The 23,702-nt window shown below is 73.6% G+C and carries 20 protein-coding genes and 1 pseudogene; 13 read left to right on the top strand and 8 right to left on the bottom strand.

Going from position 1 to position 23,702, the window contains the following annotated elements; genetic code table 11:
- Positions 1-38 precede the first annotated feature (38 nt).
- Positions 39-3,656 (top strand): cobaltochelatase subunit CobN, encoded by a 3,618-nt coding sequence (gene cobN / locus DQ241_RS17120; protein WP_113831404.1) that lies wholly within the window; start codon positions 39-41, stop codon positions 3,654-3,656.
- A 6-nt stretch (positions 3,657-3,662) separates the two neighbouring features.
- On the opposite strand, the gene DQ241_RS17115 is transcribed toward cobN, so the two are convergent.
- The 3 genes from DQ241_RS17115 to DQ241_RS17105 form a co-directional block, all read right to left on the bottom strand.
- Positions 3,663-5,000: a DUF2254 domain-containing protein gene (locus DQ241_RS17115; protein ID WP_113831403.1), complete on the bottom strand. Its 1,338-nt coding sequence runs from the start codon at positions 4,998-5,000 to the stop codon at positions 3,663-3,665.
- A gap of 120 nt (positions 5,001-5,120) precedes the next feature.
- Positions 5,121-5,723 (bottom strand): DUF305 domain-containing protein, encoded by a 603-nt coding sequence (locus DQ241_RS17110; protein ID WP_233492517.1) that lies wholly within the window; start codon positions 5,721-5,723, stop codon positions 5,121-5,123.
- A gap of 103 nt (positions 5,724-5,826) precedes the next feature.
- Positions 5,827-6,234 carry a four-helix bundle copper-binding protein gene (locus DQ241_RS17105; RefSeq protein WP_113831402.1) on the bottom strand — a complete coding sequence of 136 codons (408 nt, stop codon included), beginning with the start codon at positions 6,232-6,234 and terminating at the stop codon, positions 5,827-5,829.
- Between the two features lie 196 nt (positions 6,235-6,430).
- Here DQ241_RS17105 and DQ241_RS21160 point away from each other — a divergent pair, with 196 nt between their 5' ends.
- The 5 genes from DQ241_RS21160 to DQ241_RS17080 are packed head-to-tail and all read left to right on the top strand — an operon-like array spanning position 6,431 to position 11,765.
- Positions 6,431-8,878 carry a molybdopterin oxidoreductase family protein gene (locus DQ241_RS21160; protein ID WP_113831401.1) on the top strand — a complete coding sequence of 816 codons (2,448 nt, stop codon included), beginning with the start codon at positions 6,431-6,433 and terminating at the stop codon, positions 8,876-8,878.
- Positions 8,875-9,357 carry a hypothetical protein gene (locus tag DQ241_RS17095; protein WP_113831400.1) on the top strand — a complete coding sequence of 161 codons (483 nt, stop codon included), beginning with the start codon at positions 8,875-8,877 and terminating at the stop codon, positions 9,355-9,357. The genes DQ241_RS21160 and DQ241_RS17095 overlap by 4 nt, the downstream gene beginning before the upstream one ends.
- Positions 9,357-10,022: a GPR1/FUN34/YaaH family transporter gene (locus DQ241_RS17090; protein ID WP_113831399.1), complete on the top strand. Its 666-nt coding sequence runs from the start codon at positions 9,357-9,359 to the stop codon at positions 10,020-10,022. Before DQ241_RS17095 ends, DQ241_RS17090 begins: the two co-directional genes overlap by 1 nt.
- Positions 10,023-10,038: 16 nt before the next feature.
- Positions 10,039-11,247 (top strand): cation:proton antiporter, encoded by a 1,209-nt coding sequence (locus DQ241_RS17085; protein ID WP_113831398.1) that lies wholly within the window; start codon positions 10,039-10,041, stop codon positions 11,245-11,247.
- Positions 11,248-11,249: 2 nt separating this feature from the next.
- Positions 11,250-11,765 (top strand): DUF421 domain-containing protein, encoded by a 516-nt coding sequence (locus DQ241_RS17080; protein WP_113831397.1) that lies wholly within the window; start codon positions 11,250-11,252, stop codon positions 11,763-11,765.
- Between the two features lie 50 nt (positions 11,766-11,815).
- Here the strand turns inward: DQ241_RS17080 and DQ241_RS17075 are convergent, their stop codons facing one another.
- The 4 genes from DQ241_RS17075 to DQ241_RS17060 form a co-directional block, all read right to left on the bottom strand.
- Positions 11,816-12,970 (bottom strand): MFS transporter, encoded by a 1,155-nt coding sequence (locus DQ241_RS17075; RefSeq protein ID WP_158545955.1) that lies wholly within the window; start codon positions 12,968-12,970, stop codon positions 11,816-11,818.
- 70 nt (positions 12,971-13,040) lie between these two features.
- Complete coding sequence (locus DQ241_RS17070; RefSeq protein ID WP_113831395.1) at positions 13,041-13,586, bottom strand: GerMN domain-containing protein; 546 nt, start codon at positions 13,584-13,586, stop codon at positions 13,041-13,043.
- Positions 13,574-14,968 (bottom strand): HAMP domain-containing sensor histidine kinase, encoded by a 1,395-nt coding sequence (locus tag DQ241_RS17065; protein WP_113831394.1) that lies wholly within the window; start codon positions 14,966-14,968, stop codon positions 13,574-13,576. The genes DQ241_RS17070 and DQ241_RS17065 overlap by 13 nt, the downstream gene beginning before the upstream one ends.
- Positions 14,965-15,642, bottom strand: a complete 678-nt coding sequence (locus DQ241_RS17060) for a response regulator transcription factor (RefSeq protein WP_113831393.1) — start codon at positions 15,640-15,642, stop codon at positions 14,965-14,967. Before DQ241_RS17060 ends, DQ241_RS17065 begins: the two co-directional genes overlap by 4 nt.
- Before the next feature lie 179 nt (positions 15,643-15,821).
- Here DQ241_RS17060 and DQ241_RS17055 point away from each other — a divergent pair, with 179 nt between their 5' ends.
- The 3 genes from DQ241_RS17055 (at position 15,822) to DQ241_RS17045 (ending at position 17,984) form a co-directional block, all read left to right on the top strand.
- The gene (locus tag DQ241_RS17055) at positions 15,822-16,595 is read left to right on the top strand and encodes a hypothetical protein (protein ID WP_113831392.1); all 774 of its coding nucleotides are present in this window, start codon (positions 15,822-15,824) and stop codon (positions 16,593-16,595) included.
- A gap of 160 nt (positions 16,596-16,755) precedes the next feature.
- Positions 16,756-17,208 (top strand): hypothetical protein, encoded by a 453-nt coding sequence (locus tag DQ241_RS17050; protein ID WP_113831391.1) that lies wholly within the window; start codon positions 16,756-16,758, stop codon positions 17,206-17,208.
- A gap of 230 nt (positions 17,209-17,438) precedes the next feature.
- A complete protein-coding gene (locus DQ241_RS17045; protein WP_147252393.1) occupies positions 17,439-17,984 on the top strand; it encodes a copper chaperone PCu(A)C in 546 nt (181 codons plus the stop codon).
- Between the two features lie 460 nt (positions 17,985-18,444).
- On the opposite strand, the gene DQ241_RS17040 is transcribed toward DQ241_RS17045, so the two are convergent.
- Positions 18,445-18,693, bottom strand: coding sequence for a hypothetical protein (locus DQ241_RS17040; protein WP_113831389.1), 249 nt, complete (start codon positions 18,691-18,693; stop codon positions 18,445-18,447).
- Positions 18,694-18,919: 226 nt separating this feature from the next.
- Between DQ241_RS17040 and DQ241_RS17035 the strand changes: the two genes are divergently transcribed.
- From DQ241_RS17035 to DQ241_RS17020, 4 genes and pseudogenes are all read left to right on the top strand, one after another.
- Positions 18,920-19,213 carry a hypothetical protein gene (locus tag DQ241_RS17035; protein ID WP_147252392.1) on the top strand — a complete coding sequence of 98 codons (294 nt, stop codon included), beginning with the start codon at positions 18,920-18,922 and terminating at the stop codon, positions 19,211-19,213.
- A 497-nt stretch (positions 19,214-19,710) separates the two neighbouring features.
- Positions 19,711-20,160, top strand: a pseudogene (locus tag DQ241_RS21475) (HdeD family acid-resistance protein); the annotation flags it as partial.
- 289 nt (positions 20,161-20,449) lie between these two features.
- The gene (locus tag DQ241_RS17025) at positions 20,450-20,869 is read left to right on the top strand and encodes an Hsp20/alpha crystallin family protein (protein WP_233492516.1); all 420 of its coding nucleotides are present in this window, start codon (positions 20,450-20,452) and stop codon (positions 20,867-20,869) included.
- A 118-nt stretch (positions 20,870-20,987) separates the two neighbouring features.
- Entirely contained in the window at positions 20,988-23,702 is a 2,715-nt protein-coding gene (locus DQ241_RS17020; protein WP_113831386.1) for an ATP-dependent Clp protease ATP-binding subunit, read from the top strand.

The raw sequence follows: 23,702 nt of genomic DNA, 5'->3' as shown, positions 1-23,702 counted from the left end.
GACGACCCGGGGCGCGGACCCCGAGTGAGGAACGCGCCGTGAGCGACCCCGCTTTCACCCTGCTGTCCACCAGCGACACCGACCTGCTGTCCGCCCGCGCCTCGGGCGCCGGCTGGCGGCTGGGCAACCCGGCCCGGCTGGACGACGCGGGGATCGCCGCGCTCGTCGACGGCAGCCCGCTGGTCGTCGTCCGCATCCTCGGTGTCCGGCGGCAGTACGAGGAGATGCTGGCCCCGCTGCTGGCCGGTCCCGCGCCGGTCGTCGTCCTCGGCGGTGAGCAGGCGCCCGACGCCGAGCTGATGGAGCTGTCCACCGTCCCCATGGGCGTGGCCACCGCCGCGCACGGCTACCTGGCCCAGGGCGGGCCGGGCAACCTGGTCCAGCTGCACCGCTTCCTGTCCGACACCGTGCTGCTCACCGGCGAGGGGTTCGAGCCGCCGTCGGTCGCACCCGACTGGGGCGTCCTCGAGCGCGAGTCGCGCGGCAGCGGCCCCGTCGTCGCCGTCCTCTACTACCGGGCGCACCACCTGGCCGGGAACACCGCCTTCGTCGAGGCCCTCTGCGCCGCGGTCGAGGACGCCGGCGGCCGGGCGCTGCCGGTGTTCACCTCGTCGCTGCGCACGGTGCCCGACGAGCTGCTCGCCACGCTGCGCACCGCCGACGCGCTGGTGGTCACCGTGCTGGCGGCCGGGGGCTCCCGCCCGGCCACCGCGCAGGCGGGTGGGGACGACGGCGCCTGGGACGTCGGCCAGCTCGCCGAGCTCGACGTGCCGGTGATCCAGGGCCTGTGCCTGACCCGCTCGCGCGAGGAGTGGCTGGCCGACGACGACGGGCTCTCGCCGCTGGACGTCGGCAACCAGGTCGCGATCCCGGAGTTCGACGGCCGGCTGATCAGCGTCCCGTTCTCGTTCAAGGAGACCGACGAGGACGGGCTGACCTCCTACGTCCCGGACCCCGAGCGGGCCGCGCGTGTGGCCGGCACCGCGGTGGCGCACGCCCGGCTGCGGCACACCCCGCCGGCGGAGCGCCGCATCGTGGTCATGCTGTCGGCCTACCCGACCAAGCACGCCCGCATCGGCAACGCCGTCGGCCTGGACACCCCGGCGTCGGTCGTCCGGCTGCTCGCCGCGATGCAGGGGCAGGGCTACGACATCGGTCCGTTCGACGGGCCCGACGCGCTGCCCGGCGTGGCCGGCCTCGACGGCGACGCGCTGTTCCACGCGCTGATCGCCGCCGGCGGCCAGGACGCCGACTGGCTCACCGAGGAGCAGCTGTCGGGCAACCCGGTGCGCATCCCGGCGGAGCGCTACCGCGCCTTCTTCGACACGCTGCCCGAGGACCTGCGCGACGCGATGGTCGAGCACTGGGGGCAGCCGCCGGGCGCGCTGTTCGTGGACGGCGACGACATCGTCTTCGCCGCCCTCCGCGCCGGCAACGTCGTCGTCATGGTGCAGCCGCCGCGCGGCTTCGGCGAGAACCCCATCGCGATCTACCACGACCCCGACCTGCCGCCGTCGCACCACTACCTGGCCGCGTACTGGTGGCTGCGCTCGGAGTTCGGCGCGCACGCGCTGGTGCACGTCGGCAAGCACGGCAACATGGAGTGGCTGCCGGGCAAGACCGTCGGGCTGTCGGCCTCGTGCGGCCCGGACGCCGCGATCGGCGACCTGCCGCTGGTCTACCCGTTCCTCGTCAACGACCCCGGCGAGGGCAGCCAGGCGAAGCGCCGCGCGCACGCCACGCTGGTCGACCATATGGTGCCGCCGATGGCGCGCGCGGAGACCTACGGCGACATCGCCCGGCTGGAGCAGCTGCTCGACGAGCACGCCAACGTGGCCGCGATGGACCCGGCGAAGCTCCCCGCCGTCCGCGCGCAGATCTGGACGCTGCTGCAGGCGGCCAAGCTCGACTCCGACCTGGGCCTGAACGAGCGGCCGGAGGACGACCACTTCGACGAGATGATCCTGCACGTCGACGGCTGGCTCTGCGAGATCAAGGACTCCCAGATCCGCGACGGCCTGCACGTGCTGGGTTCGCCCCCGGCCGGTCAGGACCGGGTCGACCTGGTGCTGGCGATGCTGCGCGCGCGGCAGATCTGGGGCGGCTCGGTCGCGCTGCCCGGCCTGCGCGAGGCGCTGGGCCTGACCGAGGACGGATCCGCGGGGCTCAAGGCCACCGACGAGGTCGAGGCCACCGCGGCCGCCCTGGTCGGCGGCATGGAGGCCCGCGGGTGGGTCGAGGCGGCGGTCGACGAGGTCGTCCGCGAGGTGCTCGGCCGGGACGACGACGGCGTCGCGGCGGTGCTGCGGTTCGCCGTGGCCGAGGTGGTGCCCCGCCTGGAGCGGACCACCGACGAGCTCGACGCCACGCTGCACGCGCTGGAGGGCGGCTACGTGCCGGCCGGGCCGTCGGGCTCGCCGCTGCGCGGGCTGGTCAACGTGCTGCCGACCGGCCGCAACTTCTACTCCGTCGACCCGCGCGCGATCCCGTCCCGCCTGGCGTGGGAGACCGGGCAGGCGATGGCCGAGTCCCTGGTCGAGCGGTACGTGGCCGACACCGGCGAGCACCCGCGCTCGGTCGGGCTCTCGGTGTGGGGGACGTCGGCGATGCGGACCTCCGGCGACGACGTCGCCGAGGTGCTGGCCCTGCTCGGCGTGCGCCCGGTGTGGGACGAGGCCTCCCGCCGGGTCACCGCGCTGGAGCCGGTGCCGCTGGAGGAGCTCGGCCGGCCGCGGATCGACGTGACCGTGCGGATCAGCGGCTTCTTCCGGGACGCCTTCCCGCACGTGGTGACCATGCTCGACGACGCGGTGACCCTGGTCGCCGGCCTCGACGAGCCGGCGGAGCAGAACTACGTGCGCGCCCACGTCGACGCCGACCTGGCCGGGCACGGCGACCGCCGCCGGGCCACCACCCGTGTGTTCGGCTCCAAGCCGGGTGCCTACGGGGCGGGGCTGCTCTCGCTGATCGACTCCCGCGACTGGCGCGGCGACGCCGATCTCGCCGAGGTGTACGCGGTGTGGGGTGGCTACGCCTACGGCCGCGACCTCGACGGCGTGCAGGCCCGGCCGGACATGGAGGCGGCGTACCGGCGGATCGCCGTCGCCGCCAAGAACGTCGACACCCGCGAGCACGACATCGCCGACTCCGACGACTACTTCCAGTACCACGGCGGGATGGTCGCGACCGTCCGCGCGCTGACCGGCCGCGCCCCGGCGGCCTACATCGGCGACTCGACCCGGCCGGAGCAGGTGCGCACCCGCTCGCTGACCGAGGAGACCGCCCGGGTGTTCCGGGCGCGGGTGGTCAACCCCAAGTGGCTGGCCGCGATGCGCCGGCACGGCTACAAGGGCGCCTTCGAGCTGGCCGCCACCGTCGACTACCTGTTCGGCTACGACGCCACCACCGGCGTGGTCGCCGACTGGATGTACGAGAAGCTCGCGCAGACCTACGTGCTCGACCCGGAGAACCGCGAGTTCATGGAGAAGTCGAACCCGTGGGCGCTGCACGGCATCGCCGAGCGGCTGCTCGAGGCGGTCGACCGGAAGATGTGGGCCGAGCCGGATCCCTCGCTGCTCGCGGAGCTGCAGCAGGCCTACCTCGACACGGAGGGCGACCTGGAGGGCGGTGAGTCGCCGGCCCAGGTCGGTCGCTGAGCACGGTCACATCGACCGCGTCTCACCGGCGCGGTCGGCGAACGCCTCCTCGACCCGCCCGCGCAGCGCCTGGCCGACTCGGCGGTGCATGTCGTGCACGCCGCCGGTGTCGGAGTCGCCGTCCCGGGGGGAGAGCTGGGCCAGGACCCGGTCCGCCGCGTCGGCGACGTCGGGCCGCTGGTGGTCGTCCCGGCAGGCCACCGCGACGTCGCGGAGCATCCGCAGGAGCGAGATCAGCACCGTGGGCTCGTCCGCGCCGAACCGGCGCAGCTGGCCGCAGGCCAGCTCCAGGTAGTACTCCAGGTCCCGGTCGGGCACGACCACCCGGCCCACGCCCTCCTGGTCCTCGTGCAGCGCGGCGCCGAGTCGGCGTCCGGTCAGCCGCACGAGCAGGTCGGCCATGTGCCCGACCGCGGCGTCGGCGGTCGTCGGGTCGTTGATGGCGGGGGACATCGCCTTGATGGCGATGTCCTCGAGCTGCCGGATGCCGAAGGCGGCGTCCTGGTCGATGGTCCGCTCGTACGAGAGGTCGATCGCCCGGCGGACGGCCTCGTGCAGCTCCTCCGCCGGGGACCCGCGACCCGAGGACCACACCGTGGCCACCGGGGCTCCTCGCGTCACGTGGTCCCCGGGTCGGACCTCGATCCGCACCACGGCGTCGTGCTCCTGGGCGGCACCAGCCGCCGTCGCCACGTCGATCACGCGCACGAAGCCGCTGGTGGCCGCCCGGACCGACCACCCGCCGTCCGCGTCGAGCCGCAGCTCGTCGGGGGAACGGAGGGACCGGTCCCCGTAGGGGGCGTAGAAGCCGTCGATGGCGCGATCGGTCTCGTCGTGGAGCCGCTTCATCATCGTGTCCACCCGGAGCAGCGCGGAGATGTGCGTGATGAAGGCGAGCAGCGCGGCGAAGGACGCGATGCCGAGGACGGCGGCCCCGACGCAGACCAGGGTGGCGACCGGCGTGGCCGAGTCGACCCCGCGCAGACCCGTGACGGCGAAGACGAAGGTGGCGGCGAACACCGACAGGACCTGCTTGGTGACCCGGTCCCGTGCGAAGTCGCGCAGCAGCCGGGGCGAGAACTGCTGCGATGCCATCTGCAGCGCCACCACGGTGAGGCTGAGCGTCAGGGTGGTGATCGTCACCGAGCCGGTGGCCACGACCTGCAGCAGCGCCCCGGGTGCACTGCTGTCGCTCGGCCAGAGCGAGGCCAGGACGCCGCTGCGCGGTCGCACCTGCCCCAACGCCCAGGCGGCCGCCGCCGCGATCGCTCCGGATGTCGCGGGCCAGACCCACAACGGGCCCCGTGACCGCTCGGCGCTGCCCTGTCCGACGCGGCTGCTCATCCGCGCGACCGGCCGCGGTGGCGCGCGGTGTTCCTCGTCATCGGGGGACCTCTCTCCGGCAGGCGCTCGCGGAGCGCGAGGGCTACCCGGGCGGTCCTGGTCCAACCGGTGCGCCCGCCGTCAGTCCGTCGCACAGCTGCGAAGCGCGGAGACGTCGAACTCGGGGACGGGGCGGGCCGCTGCCTCCTCGGGCGTCGCGGCCACCCCGTTCTCGTCGATGTCGTCGAGCAGCCAGTCCATCTCCATGATCTCCCGCCGCTGCGCCTCGCTGATCGAGACGGCGAGCTCGCAGACCCGGGCGTCGGAGATCTCGGCGCGCTCGGACCGGGTGATGGCCAGCGAGTGGTGCGGGATCATCGAGCTCATCCAGGACTCGTCCTGGACGGTGGTCTGACTGCGGTCGAGGAACACCCCGACCCCGAGCAGGACCAGGCTCGCCACCACGATCGCGACGTTGGCCTTGGTGCTGCGGTACATGTTCAGCATCCAGCCGAGCATCACCAGGCCCATGGTCCCGCCCATCGTGAGCGCCATGAACACCCGGCTCTCGCTGAACCGGACGTGGCCCCACTCGTAGGTGCCGGCGAACATGGCCGCGTACATGACGACCATCGCGGTGAGGATCATCGCGCCGAAGCGCAGGTACATCTTCCTGTCCATCGGGCTGCTGCCGCTCCGGTCGTCCCGGTGCTGCTGGTCGTCGTGCTGCGCCTTCGAGGGCATGGGTGGGCTCCGATCTCGGGTCGGGGGTGCCCCGCCGCCCCGCGCGACGCGGACGCGTCCACCGGGTCGTGCGGCGCGAGGCGTGGGGGCAGGGACGGGCTGGTCAGCCCAGCGACGCGATGAGCTCCCGGCAGGCCTGCTCGCAGCGCCGGCACGCCTCCGCGCACACGCGGCAGTGCTCGTGCATCGAGGCGTGCTCCGCGCACTCGTCGCCGCACGCCTTGCAGGCAGCGGCGCACGCCTCCAGCACCGCGCGGGTCAGGTTCGCGTCGTAGCCGGTGTGGCGGGACAGCACCCGGCCGGTGGTGTCGCAGACGTCCGCGCAGTCGAGGTTGGTGCGGATGCACTTCCTCAGCTCCGCGACCATGTCCTCGGACAGGCACGCGTCGGCGCAGGCGGTGCAGGCCTGGGCGCACTCGATGCAGGCCTCGATGCACTCCCGCAGCTTGTCGCGGTCCACACCGCCGAGGTCCTTCGGGTAGGTCTCGAGCATCTGGCTGGCAACGGTCACGGGATCCTCCTCCATGCGCCGGCGGCGGGCGTCCCCTCGACGCCTGCGCATCCCACCGGGACCCGTGGCCTACCCCGGCTCGCGCGCGAACCGCCCCGATGTCACAGATCTGTCATGTGCCGCGAGCAGCGGGGTAGCCGGCACGGGTAGGGGTCGGTCGGCTCGACCGGGCCGTTCGTGATCGGAGGAGGACGTGATGGGGCGGATCGACCGGATCGGCGAGCCGTGGGGGACGCGCACCCCGTACGGGCCGGGGGAGACCTGGCCGACCCGCGTCGACTCCTTCCTCGCCGACGGGCTGACCGAGGACGACGTCGACCGCTGGGTGCAGTCGGCGACGATCCTGCACTCCAACGGCGACGGTCTGGACATCGCCGTGAAGGACGACCGGATCGTCGGCGTCCGGGGCCGCGCGGTGGACCGCGTCAACCACGGCCGGCTGGGCCCCAAGGACCTCTACGGCTGGCAGGCCAACAACTCGCCCCACCGGCTGACCAGGCCGCTGATCCGCCGGGACGGCGAGCTGGTGGAGACCGACTGGGACACCGCCATGGACGCCGTCGCCGGACGGTGCCGGGAGCTGCTGGACGAGCGCGGGCCGAGCTCGATCGCCTTCTACACGACCGGGCAGCTGTTCCTGGAGGAGTACTACACGCTCGGCCTGATCGCGCACGGCGGGATCGGCACCAACCACGTCGACGGCAACACGCGACTGTGCACCGCCACCGCGGCGGCGGCGCTCAAGGAGACCTTCGCCTCCGACGGGCAACCCGGCTCCTACACCGACATCGACTCCGCAGACGTCATCTGCCTCTACGGGCACAACATGGCCGAGACCCAGACCGTGCTGTGGAGCCGGGTGCTGGACCGGCTGGCCGGCCCCAACCCGCCCCAGGTGATCTGCGTCGACCCCCGCGAGACCCCGGTGGCCCGCGCGGCCACGGTGCACCTCGCCCCGCGCCCCGGCACGAACGTGATGCTGATGAACGCGCTGCTGCACGAGATCATCGGCAACGGTTGGGTCGACTCCGAGTACGTCGAGGCGCACACCGTCGGCTTCGAGGAGCTGGCGAAGCGGGTGCAGGACTACCCGCCCGAGGTGGCCGCCGAGGTGTGCGACGTCCCGGCCGAGGACATCCGCCGCGCCGCCCGGATCATCGGGCACGCCCAGCGGCTGCTCTCCACGGTGCTCCAGGGCTTCTACCAGTCGCACCAGGCGACCGCGGCCGCCGTCCAGGTCAACAACGTCAACGTCGTGCGCGGCATGCTCGGCAGGCCGGGCTGCGGGATCCTCCAGATGAACGGCCAGCCCACCGCGCAGAACACCCGCGAGGCCGGCGCCGACGGCGACCTGCCGGCCTTCCGCAACTGGTCGAACGACAGCCACATCCAGGACCTGGCGAAGGTCTGGAACGTCGACCCGATGGACATCCCGCACTACTCGCCGCCGACGCACATCATGCAGCAGCTGCGCTACATCGAAGAGGGATCCATCCGGTTCTTCTACGTCACCGCGACCAACCCCGCGGTCTCCCTGCCGGAGCTCGCGCGGATCCGGTCGCTGCTGTCGCAGGACCGGCTGTTCCTCGTCGTGCAGGACATCTTCCTGTCCGAGACCGCGCAGCTCGCCGACGTCGTCCTCCCCGCGGCCACGTGGGGCGAGAAGACCGGCACCTTCACCAACGTCGACCGCACCGTGCACCTGTCGGAGAAGGCGGTCGACCCGCCGGGGGAGGCGCGGCCGGATCTGGACATCCTGATCGACTTCGCCCGACGGCTCGACCTGCGGGACAAGGACGGCGCCCCGCTGGTGAAGTGGTCGGACCCCGAGGGTGCGTTCGAGGGGTGGAAGCAGTGCTCGAAGGGGCGGCCGTGCGACTACAGCGGCCTGTCCTACGACAAGCTCCGCGGCGGCAGCGGCATCCAGTGGCCGGTCACCGAGGAGCACCCCGACGGCACCGAGCACATCTACGTCGACGGGCAGTTCTGGGCGCAGCCGGACTACTGCGAGAGCTACGGCCGCGACCTGGTCACCGGCGCCCCGCTGGACGAGACCGAGTACAGGGCGCTCAACCCGACCGGCCGGGCGGTGCTCAAGGCCGCGGAGTACCTGCCGCCGCACGAGCTCGTCGGTGAGGATTTCCCGTTCCAGCTGATCACCGGCCGCACGCTGTACCACTTCCACACCCGCACGAAGACCGCCCGCGCCCCGCAGCTGCAGGCTGCCGCGCCGGAGGTGTGGGTGGAGATGTCGGCCTCCGACGCCGCCGACCACGGATGGGCCGAAGGTGACCTGCTGGAGGTGCGGACCCCGCGCGGGCGGGTGGAGGCGAAGGTGCGGGTCAGCGGCATCCGACCGGGGGTGCTGTTCCTGCCGTTCCACTACGGCTACTGGGACCAACCAGCCGGCCACGAGCCCGACGGCCACGACCGGGCGGCGAACGAGCTGACCCTCACCGACTGGGACGCCTGCTCCAAGCAGCCGATCTTCAAGACCGCCGCGGCCGCCGTCACCCGGCTGGCTGCCGGCGACGGTCCGTCGCTCGCGCCGACGACCACCGGCTCGCGGCCGGTGTCGGCGGACGTGCCACCCACCCGGGGCGGCGACGACGCGCTGGCGCTGGAGCAGGGAGGTGCACGGTGAAGCTGGGCCTGGCGATCGAGGAGCTGCACCGGTCGGAGAACCACCTGGCCCGCGTGCTGCTGGCCGTGTCCGACCGGCACAAGGCCGACCACGAGGTCTTCTACGTCGCCCGCGACATCGCGGGCTGGTCGCAGCGGCACGTCACGGAGCTGGCCCGGATCGGGGCCGACTTCGGCGTCGACCTCGATCCCGAGCCCGAGGGCGAGCCGGGGATCCTGGAGCGGATCCAGCAGGCGACGTCGGACCTGCTGGGCCGCCGCCCAGAACCCGGCCTGCTGCTGCTCGCCGACCTCCGCCACGTGCACCGGGAGGCAGCCGGGGTGTCGCTGGACTGGGAGCTGCTGGCGCAGGCGGCGCAGGGCGCGCGCAAGCGGGAGCTGCTCGCGCTGGCCGAGCGCTGCCACCCCGACACGCTGCGGCAGATGCGCTGGGCCAACGCCAAGCTCAAGGAGTCCGCGACCCAGGCGCTGGTGAGCTGATGTCCGAACCCGTGGGCACCCGCGTCGTCCTCCGGCCCATCGCCACCCCGCTACCCCTCGGTTTCCTGGCGCTGGCCGTCTCGACCGTGCTGTTCGCCGCCGTCCAGCTGGAGTGGATCGCCCCCACCGAGGGCCGGATCGCCGCTCTCACGGCCCTGGCCGCCACCGTGCCGCTGCAGCTGCTGTCGTCGGTCGTCGGCTTCCTCGCCCGCGACCCGGTGGCGGCCACCGGCATGGGGGTGCTGTCCGGCACCTGGGCGGTCGTCGGGTTCACCACGCTGACGTCCCCGCCCGGAGCGGTCAGCGACGGTCTCGGCGTCTTCCTGCTGACGGCGGGCGCGGCCATGTTCATCCCGGCGGCCTCAGCAGCGGGCAGCAAGCTCGTCCCCGCGCTGGTCATGGCTCTGGCCGGTACCCGCTTCCTCGTCACCGGCGGCTACGAGCTCACCGGCTCGGCCGGGTGGAAGGCGGCGGCCGGCTGGGTCGGCCTGGTCCTGGCCGGCGTCGCCTTCTACGCGGCCCTCGCCCTGGAGCTCGAGGGTGCCCGGCAGCGGACCGTGCTCCCGCTGGGGCGGCGCGGCCCGGGGCGGGCGGCCGTGGACGGCGACGGGCCGCTGCAGCCATCGGACCTCCGCGGCGAAGCCGGCGTCCGCCCGCAGCTGTGACGGCGGGGTGGGCCACGTGCTGATCGACGTCCTGCTCGTCGCCGCGGGCGCACTCGGCCTGGCCGTGGCCGCCCTGTCCGAGCGGTTGCGCCGGCTGCCGGTGTCCGAGCCGGTGCTGGCGCTGGCCGCCGGCGTGCTGCTCGGGCCCGAGCTGCTGGGGCTCCTGGACGTGCCGCCGATGACCGAGGACAGCACCTGGCTGCACACCACCACGCGGCTGCTGCTGGCCGTCTCGGTGATGGCGGTGGCCTTGCGCTACCCGGTCGCCGCCGCACGGGACCAGCTCCGCCCGGTGCTGCTCCTGCTGGCGGTCGCCATGCCGGTCATGGCCGGTGTCACCGCGGGACTGGCCGCCTGGCTGCTGGGCGTCGGCCTGGGTGCCGCGGTGCTGATCGGTGCCGCGCTGTGCCCCACCGACCCGGTGCTGGCCTCCAGCGTCGTGACCGGCGGACCCGCCGAGGAGGACCTGCCGGCCCGTGACCGGCAGATCCTCTCGCTGGAGTCGGGCGCCAACGACGGTCTGGCACTGCCCCTCGTCCTGCTCGCGCTCGCCGTGGCGGGTGCCGACAGCCTCGGGGCGGCGGTCGCCGAATCCGTGTGGCAGGTCGCCGGCGCGGTGCTGCTGGGCGTGCCGGCCGGCTGGCTCGGGGGGCGGGCGCTGCGCGCGGGTGAGGAGCACGGATCCACCAGCCCGGGTCCGCGCCTGCTGTTCACCGCGGTGCTCGCCTTCGCCGTCCTGGGCGCCGCCGGGCTCGTGCACGTGGACGGCATCCTCGCCGTGTTCGTCGCCGGGCTGGCCTTCAACCACGTGGCGACCGGTTCCGACCGGACCGACGACGTGCCGATCGACGAGGCGGTCAACCGGTTCCTGGTGCTCCCGCTGTTCGTCGGGTTCGGGGCGGTGCTGCCGTGGTCGGCGTGGACCGAGCTGGGGTGGCGGGGGCCGGCACTGGTCGTCGGCGTGCTGCTCCTGCGCCGGCTGCCCGTGCTGTGGGCGCTGCGCCGACCGCTCGGCCTCGGCCGGCCCGATGCCGTCTTCCTCGGCTGGTTCGGCCCCATCGGCGTCTCCGCCCTCTTCTACCTGGCCATGGAGGCCGAACGGCTCGCCGTGGACCCGGTCGTCCTGGCGGCCGGCAGCCTGGTCGTCGCCGCGAGCACCGTGGTGCACGGAACGACGTCGGCGCCGGGCCGGGTGCTCTACCGGCGGGCTGGGAGAGGGGAGTAGCCGTGTGGTTCGACTCGTGGTCCGACCTGGTGCGGGTGGCCGTCATCGGGGCCACTGCCTACCTGACCGTGGTGGTGGTGCTGCGGCTGTCCGGGAAACGGACGCTGGCCAAGCTCAACGCCTTCGACCTGGTCGTCACTGTCGCGCTGGGTTCGACCCTGGCGACGATCCTGCTCAACAGCGACGTCTCCTGGTCCGAGGGTGCGCTCGCCCTGGCCGTGCTGGCGCTGCTGCAGTCACTGGTCGCGTGGGGGACCGTCCGCTGGCCGGGCGGGCGGGCGGTGGTGACCGCGCGGCCCACCCTGCTGCTCCGCGACGGGTGCGCCCTGCCGGGGGCGCTCGCAGCCGAGCGCGTGTCGATGGACGAGATCCGGCAGGCCGTGCGGTCGACGGGTTCCGGTGACCTCACGTCGATCGCGGCCGTGGTGCTGGAGAGCGACGGCTCGCTGAGCGTCATCCCGGCCGGCAAGCTCGGGAACGGGTCGAGCCTGGAGGGCGTGCGGGCCCGCGATGCCTGACCGCTCGCCCCCTTCCGCTGACCGGGCCCCGGCGCACGTCGTCGCCCCCCTCACGGGGACGGCCGGGCGAACCGGGGCCGCAGCAGCAGCATCGGGAGGGCCAGCACGGCGTTGACGGCGAACATGGCCGGCAGCCCGCGGGCATCGGCATAGCCACCGAGCAGGGGCAACCCGGCGATGGCGCCGAGGGCCAGGGCGCACAGCGCGGCGCTGAAGCCGGTGGCCGGTCGTTCCGGGAACACCTCGCCGGACCAGATCACCAGCAGCGCGGACAGGACCATGAAGCTCGAGCCGAAGAGCACCGCGGACGACGCCACCGACGCCCAGGACGGGGGCAGGACCATGACCGCGGAAGCCAGGCCGAGAGCGAGCGAGGTGACGACCAGCGTCCGGCGCAGCCCGCCGGCGGCCACCAGGGACCCGGTAGCGGTACCCAGGATCCCGCTGCCGCCGACGAGCACCCAGAACACCGGCGCCGCGACGTCCGGCATGGTCGGTGCGCCCGCTACGCGGTCAACCGCGTAGGTCCAGTACACGGTGCTGGTGAGACCGAACCCGGCGCTGCCCAGCAGGAGGGGTGCGCTGCCCGTGCGCCGCAGCCAGCGCCACGGGGATGCGCCCGCCGGCGCGTCCGTGCGCCGCGGGTCGGGGCCACCGGCCACCAGCAGCGCGTTCCAGACGGCCGAGATCAGGGCGACGACCGCGAAGCCGGCCCACGCCAGCCGCCAGGTGGAAGCCGCACCGGTCAGCCAAGCCACCGGCGCCGAGACCAGCACGCCGAACGTCGTGCCGGACGTGATCACCGACAGGGTGCGGTGCTGCCGATCCGGCGGCACCTGCCGGGCGACGGCGTCGGAGAAGGGCGCCCAGCACCCACCCGGACTCGTCGCGGCGACGCAGACCCCGATCGCGAGCACCAGCGCGTTCGGCGCCGCGGCGACCATCGCCGTACCCAGCGTCGCGGCGGAGGTGCCGACCACGACGAGCAGCCGCGGGCCTGTTCGGGAGACCACCGCTCCGGTGACCACCAGCGCCAGCAGGTAGGCGGCGTACCCGGCCGCGGCCAGCAGGCCCGCCGCCTCGGTGGACAGGGCGAACGCCTCGCGGAACTGCGGCAGGAAGAGCCCGTACCCGTAGCGGGCGAAGGCGAAGGACACCGCGATCGCTGTGAGGCCGGCCGCCGCCAGGTGGCCGGGGGATGCCACGACCCGTGTGCCCGGGTCCCCGCTCACGCTCTGCACCGGCGAGCTGACGCGGACCGGTGGCAGCCCGCCCTCACCGGGGAGCCACCGATCGGTGGTCGTCCCGGTCGACCGGCTCGTCGGTGAGCCCGTCGTCGGTGGGCACCTCCAGGGGGCGGCCCTCGACGCTGAACCGGACACCGTCCACCCCGGGGAACTCGGTCACCGTCCAGACGATCTGGGCGACGGCGAGCTGCTGGTTGCCCCCGACCAGGCCGGTGAACTCACGGGTGACCGCGACGGTGACCACGGCGTCGTCGGCCGCCGGTCCGCTGTGCCGCAGCGTCTGCGGTGCCAGTGCCGTGCGGAGCCCGGCGGCGGCCTCGGCCGGGGTCAGGCCGGCGACGAGGAGGTCGAGGGCGGCGTGCACGTCGGCCGGGCCGACCGGCCGGGACACCGCCTCCAGCTGACGGCCGCGGACGAACCACAGCTCGACGACGCCGTCGTCGACCGTCGGCTCTTCGAGGGGCGCTGGCGCCGGCGTGTCGACGGCCAGCGCCTCGGGCCTGCCCTGCGTCGGCACGCCGCACGCGGCGAGCGCCGTGCCGGCGGCGAGGCAGCAGAGGATCAGTCGTCGCACGGCACCTCCTGGCGGGGCAGGGTGACGGTCAGCCGTGCGCCGCCCTCGGGGCTCTCGGACAGCGCGACGCTGCCGCCCATGGCCCGCACGTGCCGGGCGACGAGCGACAGCCCGAGCCCCGCGCCGTCGGACCGGGCCCGGTTGGTGTCGTGCCCGCGGGCGAATCGCTCGAACACGCGGGACCGCTCCTCCTCGGGGACGCCGGGGCCTGCGTCGTCGACCAGCACGCGGGCCTCGGCGGGGCCGGCCTCGACCCGGACCGCCGTGGCGCCGCCGGCGTGCTTCTCGGCGTTCTCCACCAGGTTGCTGACGACCCGCTCCAGGCGTCGCTTGTCGGCGCGGACCACGACCGCGCGCCCGTCGGGTGAGACCACGAGGGGGACGTCCGGCCCGCCGGTGGTCTGCCGCCGGGACAGCGACTCGGTCACCAGGTCGGCCAGGCGGACGTCCTCGAGCACGGCGTCCTCCGCGCCGGCATCCGCGCGGGAGATCTCGAGCAGGTCGGCCACCAGCCGCTCGAAGCGGGAGACCTCGGCGCGGAGCAGCTCGAGCCCTTCGCGCCCGTCCGCGGGCAGGTGGTCTGCGTACGCCTCCAGCAGGGCCAGCGACCCGAGGATCGTGGTGAGCGGGCTGCGGAGCTCGTGGCTGACGTCGGCGGCGAACCGGGCATCGCTGCGGACCCGCTCCTCCAGGGCGGCCACGGTGGCGTTGAACGACCGGGCGATCGGGACCAGGGACGGATCGCCCTGCGGATCGATGCGCGCGCTCAGATCGCCGGCCGCGATCGCCGCGGCCGCCCCGGCCACGCGGTCCAGCGGGCGGAGCGTGGGTCGGGTGGCCCAGCTGCCGACGAGCAGGGAGGCGGGGACCACGGCCAGGGTGGCGCCGGCCAGGACGCCGGCGAGCACCCGGTAGGTGTGGTCCAGCTCGTCGAGGGGGAACACCTCGAAGTAGCCGCCGCCGGACGCGAGCGGCAGCCCGATCCCGAGGACGGTCTGCCCGTCCACGTCGAACCGCTGGCGGGCGGGGGTGCCCTCGAGGACGGCCTGGCGGAGTTCCGCCGGGATGTCGGCGCGGCCCACGGTCAGCGACGTGGTGATCCAGCGGTCGCCGTCGGCCAGCAGGGACGTGGACCCGGTCTCCCGCGGGAGCTGCGACAGCAGCTGCTCGGTGGAGAGGCCAGCAGCCCCGGATGCCCGTTGCACCTGCGCCGCGTTGGCCGTCGTCTGCGCCAGCGTGGCCCGCTCCCGGCCGACGAGCAGGTACCGCGACACCCCCAGCCACACCCCGACGGCGAGCACGATGCTCAGTGCCACCGCCACGGCGGTGAAGGCCAGGGTGGCGCGGCCGCGCAGGGTGCCCGGCCAGCGGGCGGCTCTCATGCCGGCACCCGGTACCCCAGGCCCCGCACCGTGGTGACGACCTCCGGTCGGGCCGGATCGGCCTCGACCTTCTTCCGCAGTCGTCGGATGTGGACGTCGACGAGGCGGGAGTCCCCGAAGTAGTCGTAGCCCCACACGCGCTGGAGCAGGTCCTCGCGGCTCAGGACGCGGCCGCGGTCGGCGACCAGCTCGACGAAGAGGCGCAGCTCCGTCTTCGTCAGCTCGATCGGAGCTCCGTCGCGGGTGACGGTCCCGGCGAGCGGGGACACCTCGATGCCGTTGACGACGATCGTCGGTGGCTCGCCGCCACCGCGGGTGCGCCGGGCGGTGGCGCGGACCCGCGCGACGATCTCCTTGGGCACGAACGGCTTGGTGACGTAGTCGTCGGCCCCGGCCTCCAGCCCGGCGACGACGTCGTCGCTGTCCGACCGGGCGGTCAGGATGATCACCGGGGTCGTGCTGGTCTTCCGGATCTCGCGGCACACCTGGAAGCCGTCGATCCCGGGCAGGCGGAGGTCCAGGAGCACCACGTCGAACGGCCGTCCGCCAAGGCGCGCCAGCCCCTCCTCGCCGGAGGCCGCCTCGCACACCTCGAACCCCTCCCGCTGCAGGGTCATCTCGACCACGCGGCGGATGCGGGCATCGTCCTCGATGACCAGTACGGACTGCGGCACGTCGGGCAGTGTGCCCGCGTCCGCACGGCCTGAACGGTCCACGTCCGAACTGTGCGTCTCCTGCGCGCGGGAGGAAGGCCGAGCGCGGGGATCGTCACGGATCTGTCATCGACGCACCGACTACCGCGGCACGGTCAGGGAACGCCACGTCGTCGGCAACCGGCGGCGGGAGGGCATGGGTGGACGGGGATCTCACGACGGCGGGGTCGGTGGTGGGGGCGCTGGTGATCAGCCTCCTGCTGGCCGCCCTGCACGTGGCGGCGTCACGCATCCGCCGGCTGCCGCTGGTCCCCGAGCGGGTGACCGGTTCCTTCGCGGGCGGCCTGGCGGTGGCGTACGTCTTCCTGCACCTGCTGCCGGAGCTCGCCGAGGGCAACGAGGCGATCGGTGAGGCCCTCAGCGACGTGCTCGAGCCGACACCGCTGCTGGACCTCGGGATCTTCCTCGTCGCGCTCGCCGGGTTCGCCGCCTTCTACGGGCTGGAGCGGCTGGCCCGGACGCGGGCAGCCACGGGGCAGGGAGCACGGGAGCCGGCCGGCGTCTACTGGCTGCACCTCGGGTCGTTCATGGTCTACAACGCCCTGATCACCTACACGATGGCCCTGCGGCTCCGGACCGGCGTCGCCTTCGCCGTGCTGTTCGCCCTCGCGATGGGCCTGCACTTCGTGCTCACCGACCGATCGCTCGAGGAGCACTACCCCCGCCGGTTCCCACGCAGCGGGCGGGCCCTCCTCGCCGCTGCCCTCCTGCTCGGGTGGGGGCTGGACGCCCTGTTCGCACCCACGAGCACGGTGGTCGTCGCTCTCCTCACCGCGCTGCTCGGTGGATCCATCCTGCTCAACGTGTTCAAGGAGGAGCTGCCGTCCACCGGCCGGTCGAGCTACGGCTGGTTCCTCACCGGGCTCGGGTTCTACGCCGCGCTGCTGAGCGCGGTGACGGCGCTGGGGGAGTGAGGGTGCTCGGCGTCGTCGCGTCCACGGGCGGTGCTGGTCGTCGCGGTGCTCGTCGACGTCCTGGCGACGACGTCGACCCTGGGGGAGGGCGCCGGACCGATCACACGTCGGGTGCGCCCTCGCTACCCAGATCCGGGCGCTCGGTCCGACCGGCGGGGCCATGGTGGCCGGTGCCTGGACCGGCGACGCGTTCGGCCCCGCCCTCGCCCAGCAGCTGATCGGGCTCAGCGGGCCGCTGGCCACCGTCGCGCAGCAGCACCTCGCGTACCCGGTCCTGCACTGCTTCCGCAGCCGGGCACCCGACGAGTCCGTGCCGGTGGCGATCGCCGCCCTGGACGACAACCTGCTGCTGCTCGACGCCGCCGGCGATCCGTCAGCGGCGCCGGATCCGCTGGGCGTCCGCCCGGTGCGTCGGCTGATCGCCCGGTACGTCCAGACCGTCGGTGGCACGCCGGCGTCGCGGGAGCCCGACGGGCTCCGCCGTCCCCCACGGAGCGGGCTGGTCCTGGCCGTCGTCGTGACCGTGCCCGGGGTCCGCCCGCATCGGCACGGCGCCTCCGCGGGCCCGTCCAGAGGCGGAGGACGGCCGCTGTGCTGCATGTCAGTTCCGTGACAGAAGGCCGCGGGGCCGTTATCCGGAGCGGGCGCCGGGAACCCCGTACGTGCTCCCAGGAACCGTCCGAGTGGAAGGCCGACGTGGTGGGACAGGTCCCCGCAGCCGCTTCGCACGGGTGCCCCGGCTCGCTGCTGCGTCACCGCCGCGTCGACGCGGGCGTGCCGGGCGCGAGGCCGCGCACGGTGGAGATGCACTCCGGCCCGCCACCCGTGAAGGAAGGACGACGCATGTCTGCACAGCACCGGACCCCGATCCCACGACGAGTCGCGGTGATCGCGGCCGCCCTCGCCGTGGCGGCCTGCGGGGACGAGACCCCCGACGTCGACGACAGCGGCGCGGTGGGACCCGACGAGGCCGTGAACGAGGACCTGAAGCTCCTGCAGGTGCAGCTGGCGTACCCGGAGGACGGCGTCTACGAGGCCGGCGAGGACGCGCCGCTGTACCTCGGCATCGCGAACACGGGCGAGCCGGAGGACGACCTGGTCGACGTCCGGGGCCCCGACTTCCTGGACGCCACGCTCACGGTCGACGGCGAGCCGGGGGTCATCCGCGTCCCCGAGGACGACAACGTCTACGTCGGGGCCGAGGGCGCGCCGTCGATCGTGCTGGAGGACCTGCAGACCGAGCTGCGTTCCTCCGAGTCGATCCCGGTGACGTTCGTCTTCGAGGAGGCGGGGGAGGTCACGGTCGAGGCGATGGTCGCTGCCGAGGGGCAGTCCCCGGACCAGCCGTTCGACTTCGAGGACCCCGCCGAGGACCCGACCGAGGAATGACGAGCACGCTGACCGCCGTCACCGCGGCCGACGTGATGATCACGAGGCCGGAGGTGCTGCCGGCCGACGCGTCGGCCGGGGACGTCCCAGCGGTGTTCGCCGGTTGCGGGACGCCGGAGTGCGCCGTCTCGCCGTCGTCGACGGCGCGAACCGCCTCGTGGGTCTGGTGTGCCTCTCGCGCAGCCGCACGGGCTTCTGCAGCGACGCCGGTGTGGCGGCGCGGAGCTGCGCGACCCCGGACCGGGGCCGGCGGCGGAGCGGGTGGTCGGGGACCGGCGAACCGTCATCGGATCGCCGGGTCCCGGTCATGGTGATCGCAATGTCCTCACGTCAGCGTGGCAGCGGCCCATCGGCCGCCGACCTTCCCCCGACATCGAGGAGACGCGCATGGTGAGCACCCGAGCCGCTGGGTGCCCGTCCCGGTCGGGGGCGGGCGACCGCGGGCCGTGCCCGGTGAGGGTCATCGGTGCGGCGGCGGAACCTGCGACACGGGGGCCACGGGGGCGTACCCGCGGCGCTCCCGGTGCGTGTAGAGCTCGTTCCGCTCCGGCAGCCGGTGCCCGTTCGGGCAGGCGAGCGTGCCGACCTCACCCACGTACACGTGCGACTGCAGGCGACTGTGGAAGTGGACGCCGGCCTGCTGCACCAGGCGCCGGTCGCACCGCGGGCAGTGCAGGTTGTGCGGGGTCTGGACCCAGATCGCGTGCATGGGACGACCGTGCGACGCGGTCGCCGAGGACGGAACCCCGGCCCCGGAGTGTCCCGCCGGTCGTCACGAGATCTCCACACCGGTGCGGCTGCCGTGACGATCCCGTGACGACTCGTCCACGGCAGAGCGGTGGGGGCGGCACCGGGGAAGGGGCCCCCGGACCGCCACCAGGGCCGGACGGCGCACCGACGAGCCGAGGAGCAGAGGTCGCCATGGAGATCGCGACGTGATGTGGCCGGCGGTCCTCCTGATGGCGGTCGCGACCGGACTGGCGGCGGCGGGCGCCCTGGTGGTCCTGCGGCCCCAGGAGAGCGGAGCCGAGGAGGCGGGGGTGCGGCGGGCGATCACCGGGCTGGGGCTGCTCGGCGCCGCCGTGGCGGCGGCAGCGATCGGCGCGGGCGAGCTGGCAGCTGATCGTTCGGGCGCCGTCCAGATCGGTGCGTTCGCCGGCGGCGTCGCGGCAGTGGCCCTGCCCGTGACCGTGGTCGGTCTGGCCCTGCGCGCCCGTCGGGCGCGGTGATCGGGCCGAGAACGGCGAGATGCGGAGAGGCCCCGGTCAGTCGCCTGACCGGGGCCTCTCCTCGTGGGGTGAGTGACGGGGCTCGAACCCGCGAGTGAGGCCGGTCCCGGGCCTGTTGGCCCGGTGAATCCGCAAGGTACCGGGCTTCTCCGACATCCCCGATCGTCCCTGAGCGTTCCTGATCGATCCTGAGCGTCCGGTTGCCCCCCAATCTGCCCCCTAAGTTCGACAACCAGCCGACGCTTTCGCGCTTGGCCTGCACGTGTCCGGTGGGCGGAAACGGAACTGCGTCTCCCGTGGACAGGCCGCCCCCACTCCGACGTGCGCGACACGATGGGGGTTGGACGCGTTGGGCCGCGAGACCACGGGGTGCAACGACGGTCACCGCAGCCCGCCCGGCGCCGGGCCGGACCGCTGCGCCGGGGCAGTGCGCGGCCGTAGCGGGGCGCTGTTGCGGGACGGTGGAGAACCGGCAGCATTTCGTGCATAACGATCAGATGACGGGGAATCGGGGCGGTGTGAACGTCGCGCGCCGCCTGTCCCAGGTGCTGCTGCTGCGCGGGGTGCTGGCGGTGCTGTTCGGTGTGCTGGCACTGGTGTGGCCGGGTGCGACGGTGCTGGCGTTGGCGCTGCTGTTCGCTGCCTACGCGGTTGTCGATGGCGTCGGGATGTTCGCCAGCGGCCTGGACCGCGACGGTGACTCGCGCAGGCGGTGGCTGTACCTGGTGGCCGGCGCTCTCAGTGTGGTTGCCGGGGTGATCGCCGCACTGTGGCCGGGCGTCACTGCGCGGGGGTTGACCTTGTTGGCCGGCGCCTGGGCGGTGGTCACAGGGGTGCTCGAAGTGGTCGCGGCAGTGCGGCTGCGGCGGGAAATCACCGGTGAATGGCTGCTGGCCGTGCTGGGCATCGTTTCCATCGCCGCCGGAGTCGTGATCTTCGCACGGCCGGACGTGGGCGCGCTGGCCCTGGCCACGGTGCTGGGTGTCTACGCCCCTGCTCGCCGGCGTGCTCCTGCTCGTCGCCGGATGGCGCCTGCGCAGCGCGAACGTCATGGTCCTGCGGATCTGAAACGGAGGCGACCGGGAGAACGGGCCAAGCCGCGGCCCTCCAGTCGAGCGCGACGGTGCGCGACTGCTCGAGTGATCGACGACTGCCTTGGGAGTTGCGGTGAGTGTGATGCGTTTCGACCCGTTCGGGGATCCGTTCCGGAGCCTGGATCGGCTGACCAGTCAGCTGATGAGCGGCACACGAACGCCGATGGGCATGCCGATGGACGTGTGGCAGGCCGAGGACGGATACCACGTGGCACTCGACCTGCCCGGAGTCGACCCGGGCAGCGTGGAGATCACCACCGAGCGGAACATGCTCACAATCCGGGCCGAGCGCGGCGCCGAGTACCAGCAGGGCGCCAACGTGCTGCTGGCCGAGCGACCGCAGGGCCGGTTCACCCGGCAGCTTCAGCTCGGCGACGGGCTGGACACCGGCAAGGTGCAGGCCACCTACAACGACGGCGTGCTCTACCTGACCGTCCCGGTGTCGGAGCAGGCGCAGCCCCGCCGCATCGAGGTTCAGCACGGCGGCGGCCAGCAGCAGCTGCCCGTCAGCGGCGAGGAGCAGGGACAGAGCTCCGGCGGGGACGGGCAGCAAGGCAGCTGAGCCCGGTGCCCGGGGTGCGCGGCCTCCTCCCCGGCACGACCCGACATCGCGGTGCCCGGGACGGCAGGACGCCGCAGGACCGACACCACGGATTCACGAGCGGTACAGGAGTGGCACAGTGACCTTCGACCCCTTCGCCCGCGGCTTCGGCGGCGGCTCCTTCGACGACCTCATCGAGCGCTTCTTCGGCGGCGACCCCTTCGGCGGCGGCGGGCGGCCGAGGGCCGTGCAGCGCGTGAACATCTCCCGGTTGCTGTCCGACCAGGCCCGGGAGCTGCTCAACACCGCCGCCCGACAGGCCGCCGAGCGGGGCAGCGCCGACATCGACGTCACGCACCTTCTGTGGGCCGCGACCCAGCTCGAGCCCACACGCGGCATGCTCACCGGCGCCGGTGTGGACGTCGAGGCACTGGCGAAGCAGATGGAATCGCTGGTCGACCACGACCAGCAGCACGAGGGCACCCTCGACCTCACCCCTGCGGCCAAGCGTGCGCTGCTCGACGCCCATACCCAGTCGCGGCAGGCCGGGGCCTCCTACATCGGCCCGGAGCACATCCTGCTCGGGATCGCGAACAACCCGGAGACTCCGGCCGGGCAGGCCCTGGCCGGCGCGGTGGAGCTCGAGGACGCCGACGAGCCGGCGGCCGGCGGAGGCGGGCGCCGTGGGCGCGGGCAGCACGGCCAGGGGCAGCGGCGGCAGGGCGGGCAGGGCCAGTCGGCAACCCCGACGCTGGACGAGTACGGCCGCGACCTAACCGAGATGGCCCGGGAAGGCCGGCTGGACCCGGTCGTGGGCCGGGAGAACGAGGTTGAGCAGACCCTGGAGGTCCTCTCCCGCCGGACGAAGAACAATCCCGTGCTCATCGGTGAGCCCGGCGTGGGCAAGACCGCGATCGTCGAGGGCATCGCCCAGCGGATCGTCAACGGCGACGTGCCCGACACCCTGGCCGGCAAGCGCGTCGTCGTCCTCGACCTGGCCGGCATGGTGGCCGGGAGCAAGTACCGCGGCGAGTTCGAGGAGCGACTGAAGAACGTCATCGACGAGGTCGGCGCGGCCGACCGCAACGTCATCCTTTTCCTCGACGAGCTGCACACCCTTGTCGGCGCCGGCGCCGCGGAGGGGTCGATGGACGCCGGCAACATGCTCAAGCCCGCCCTGGCGCGCGGCGAGCTGCAGGTGGTCGGCGCCACCACCATCGACGAGTACCGCCGGCACATCGAGAAGGACGCCGCCCTGGAGCGGCGGTTCCAGCCGATCCTGGTTCCGGAGCCCTCCGTCGAGGACGCGGTGGAGATCCTCCGCGGCCTCAAGGACCGCTACGAGGCCCACCACCAGGTCCGGATCACCGACGAGGCTCTGGTCGCGGCCGCGGAGCTCTCCGACCGGTACATCACCAACCGGTTCCTGCCCGACAAGGCCATCGATCTGGTCGACCAGGCCTCTGCTCGCGTCCGGCTGCGGTCCCGTACGGCTCCGCCCGACACCCGCGCGGCCGAGGAACGCGTCCAGTCGCTGGAACGGGAGAAGGACAGCGCCGTCGCCGAGGAGGACTACACGCGCGCCGCGCAGCTGCGCGAGGAGCTGACCGCGGCCCGCGCTGAGCTGGAGGAGGCCCGCAGCGGCCGGACGCCGGTCGTGGAGGTCACGCCGGAAGACGTCGCCGAGGTCGTCTCCCGGGTCACCGGCATCCCGGTGGCGCAGCTGACGGAGGAGGAACGTGCCCGGCTGCTGCGGCTGGAGGAGACGCTGCACGGCCGGGTCGTCGGGCAGGAGGAAGCCGTCAGCGCCGTCGCCCGTGCCGTCCGCCGCGCCCGTGCCGGGATGAAGGACCCGAACCGGCCGGTCGGCTCCTTCTTGTTCCTCGGGCCGACCGGCGTCGGCAAGACCGAGCTGGCCCGGGCACTCGCCACGGCGCTGTTCGGCGACGAGAACCGCATGGTGCGCTTCGACATGAGCGAGTTTCAAGAGCGGCACACCGTCTCCCGGCTCGTCGGTGCCCCGCCCGGATACGTCGGCTACGAGGAGGCCGGCCAGCTCACCGAGGCCGTGCGGCGCACCCCGTACACCGTGCTGCTGCTCGATGAGATCGAGAAGGCGCACACCGACGTCTTCAACACCCTGCTGCAGCTGCTCGACGCCGGCCGGCTGACCGACTCGCAGGGCCGCACGGTCGACTTCTCCAACACGGTCGTGATCATGACCAGCAACATCGGCGCCGACCGGATCCTCACCGCCACCGCCGCCGGCCACGACCTCGAAGGGCTGCGTGAGCCGTTGATGCAGATCCTCGGCCAGTCGTTCCGGCCGGAGTTCCTCAACCGCATCGACGAGATCATCATCTTCCGCGGCCTGGGCCGCGAGCAGCTGCGGGAGATCACCGGCCTGCTGCTCGAGCAGACCCGCCGCCGGCTGCACGCCCAGCAGGTCACCCTGGAGATCACCGAGGAGGCGCTGGACTGGCTGGCCGACCGCGGCTTCCAGCCCGAGTTCGGCGCCCGTCCGCTGCGCCGCACCATCCAGCGCGAACTCGATGACGAGCTCGCCGAGATGCTGCTGTCTGGACAACTCAACCCCGGCGACACCGTGAGCATCACCGTCCGCGACGGCAGGCTGCACCTGGCCGCCTCCAGCGGCGCCGAGACCGACGCCGCCCCGCCGGCCGGATCGGCCACCGGCCAGGAGCTGACCGCCGCGCACGAGGCCGCGCAGGACTCCAGCGCCGGCGCAGACGCCGGCGGCGTGCCGCCGTCGCCGAACGGCGGCGGCGGCACGGACGGCGACGGGCGGGCCGACCTGCCCGGTGCCGACCGCGGCCGCACCGGCCGCGGCTGA

The organism is Blastococcus sp. TF02A-30 (assembly GCF_003319185.1).
GTDB lineage: Bacteria > Actinomycetota > Actinomycetes > Mycobacteriales > Geodermatophilaceae > Blastococcus.
Note: the sequence above shows the minus strand (reverse complement) of the source record. Positions and strands in the feature narration are given on the sequence as shown.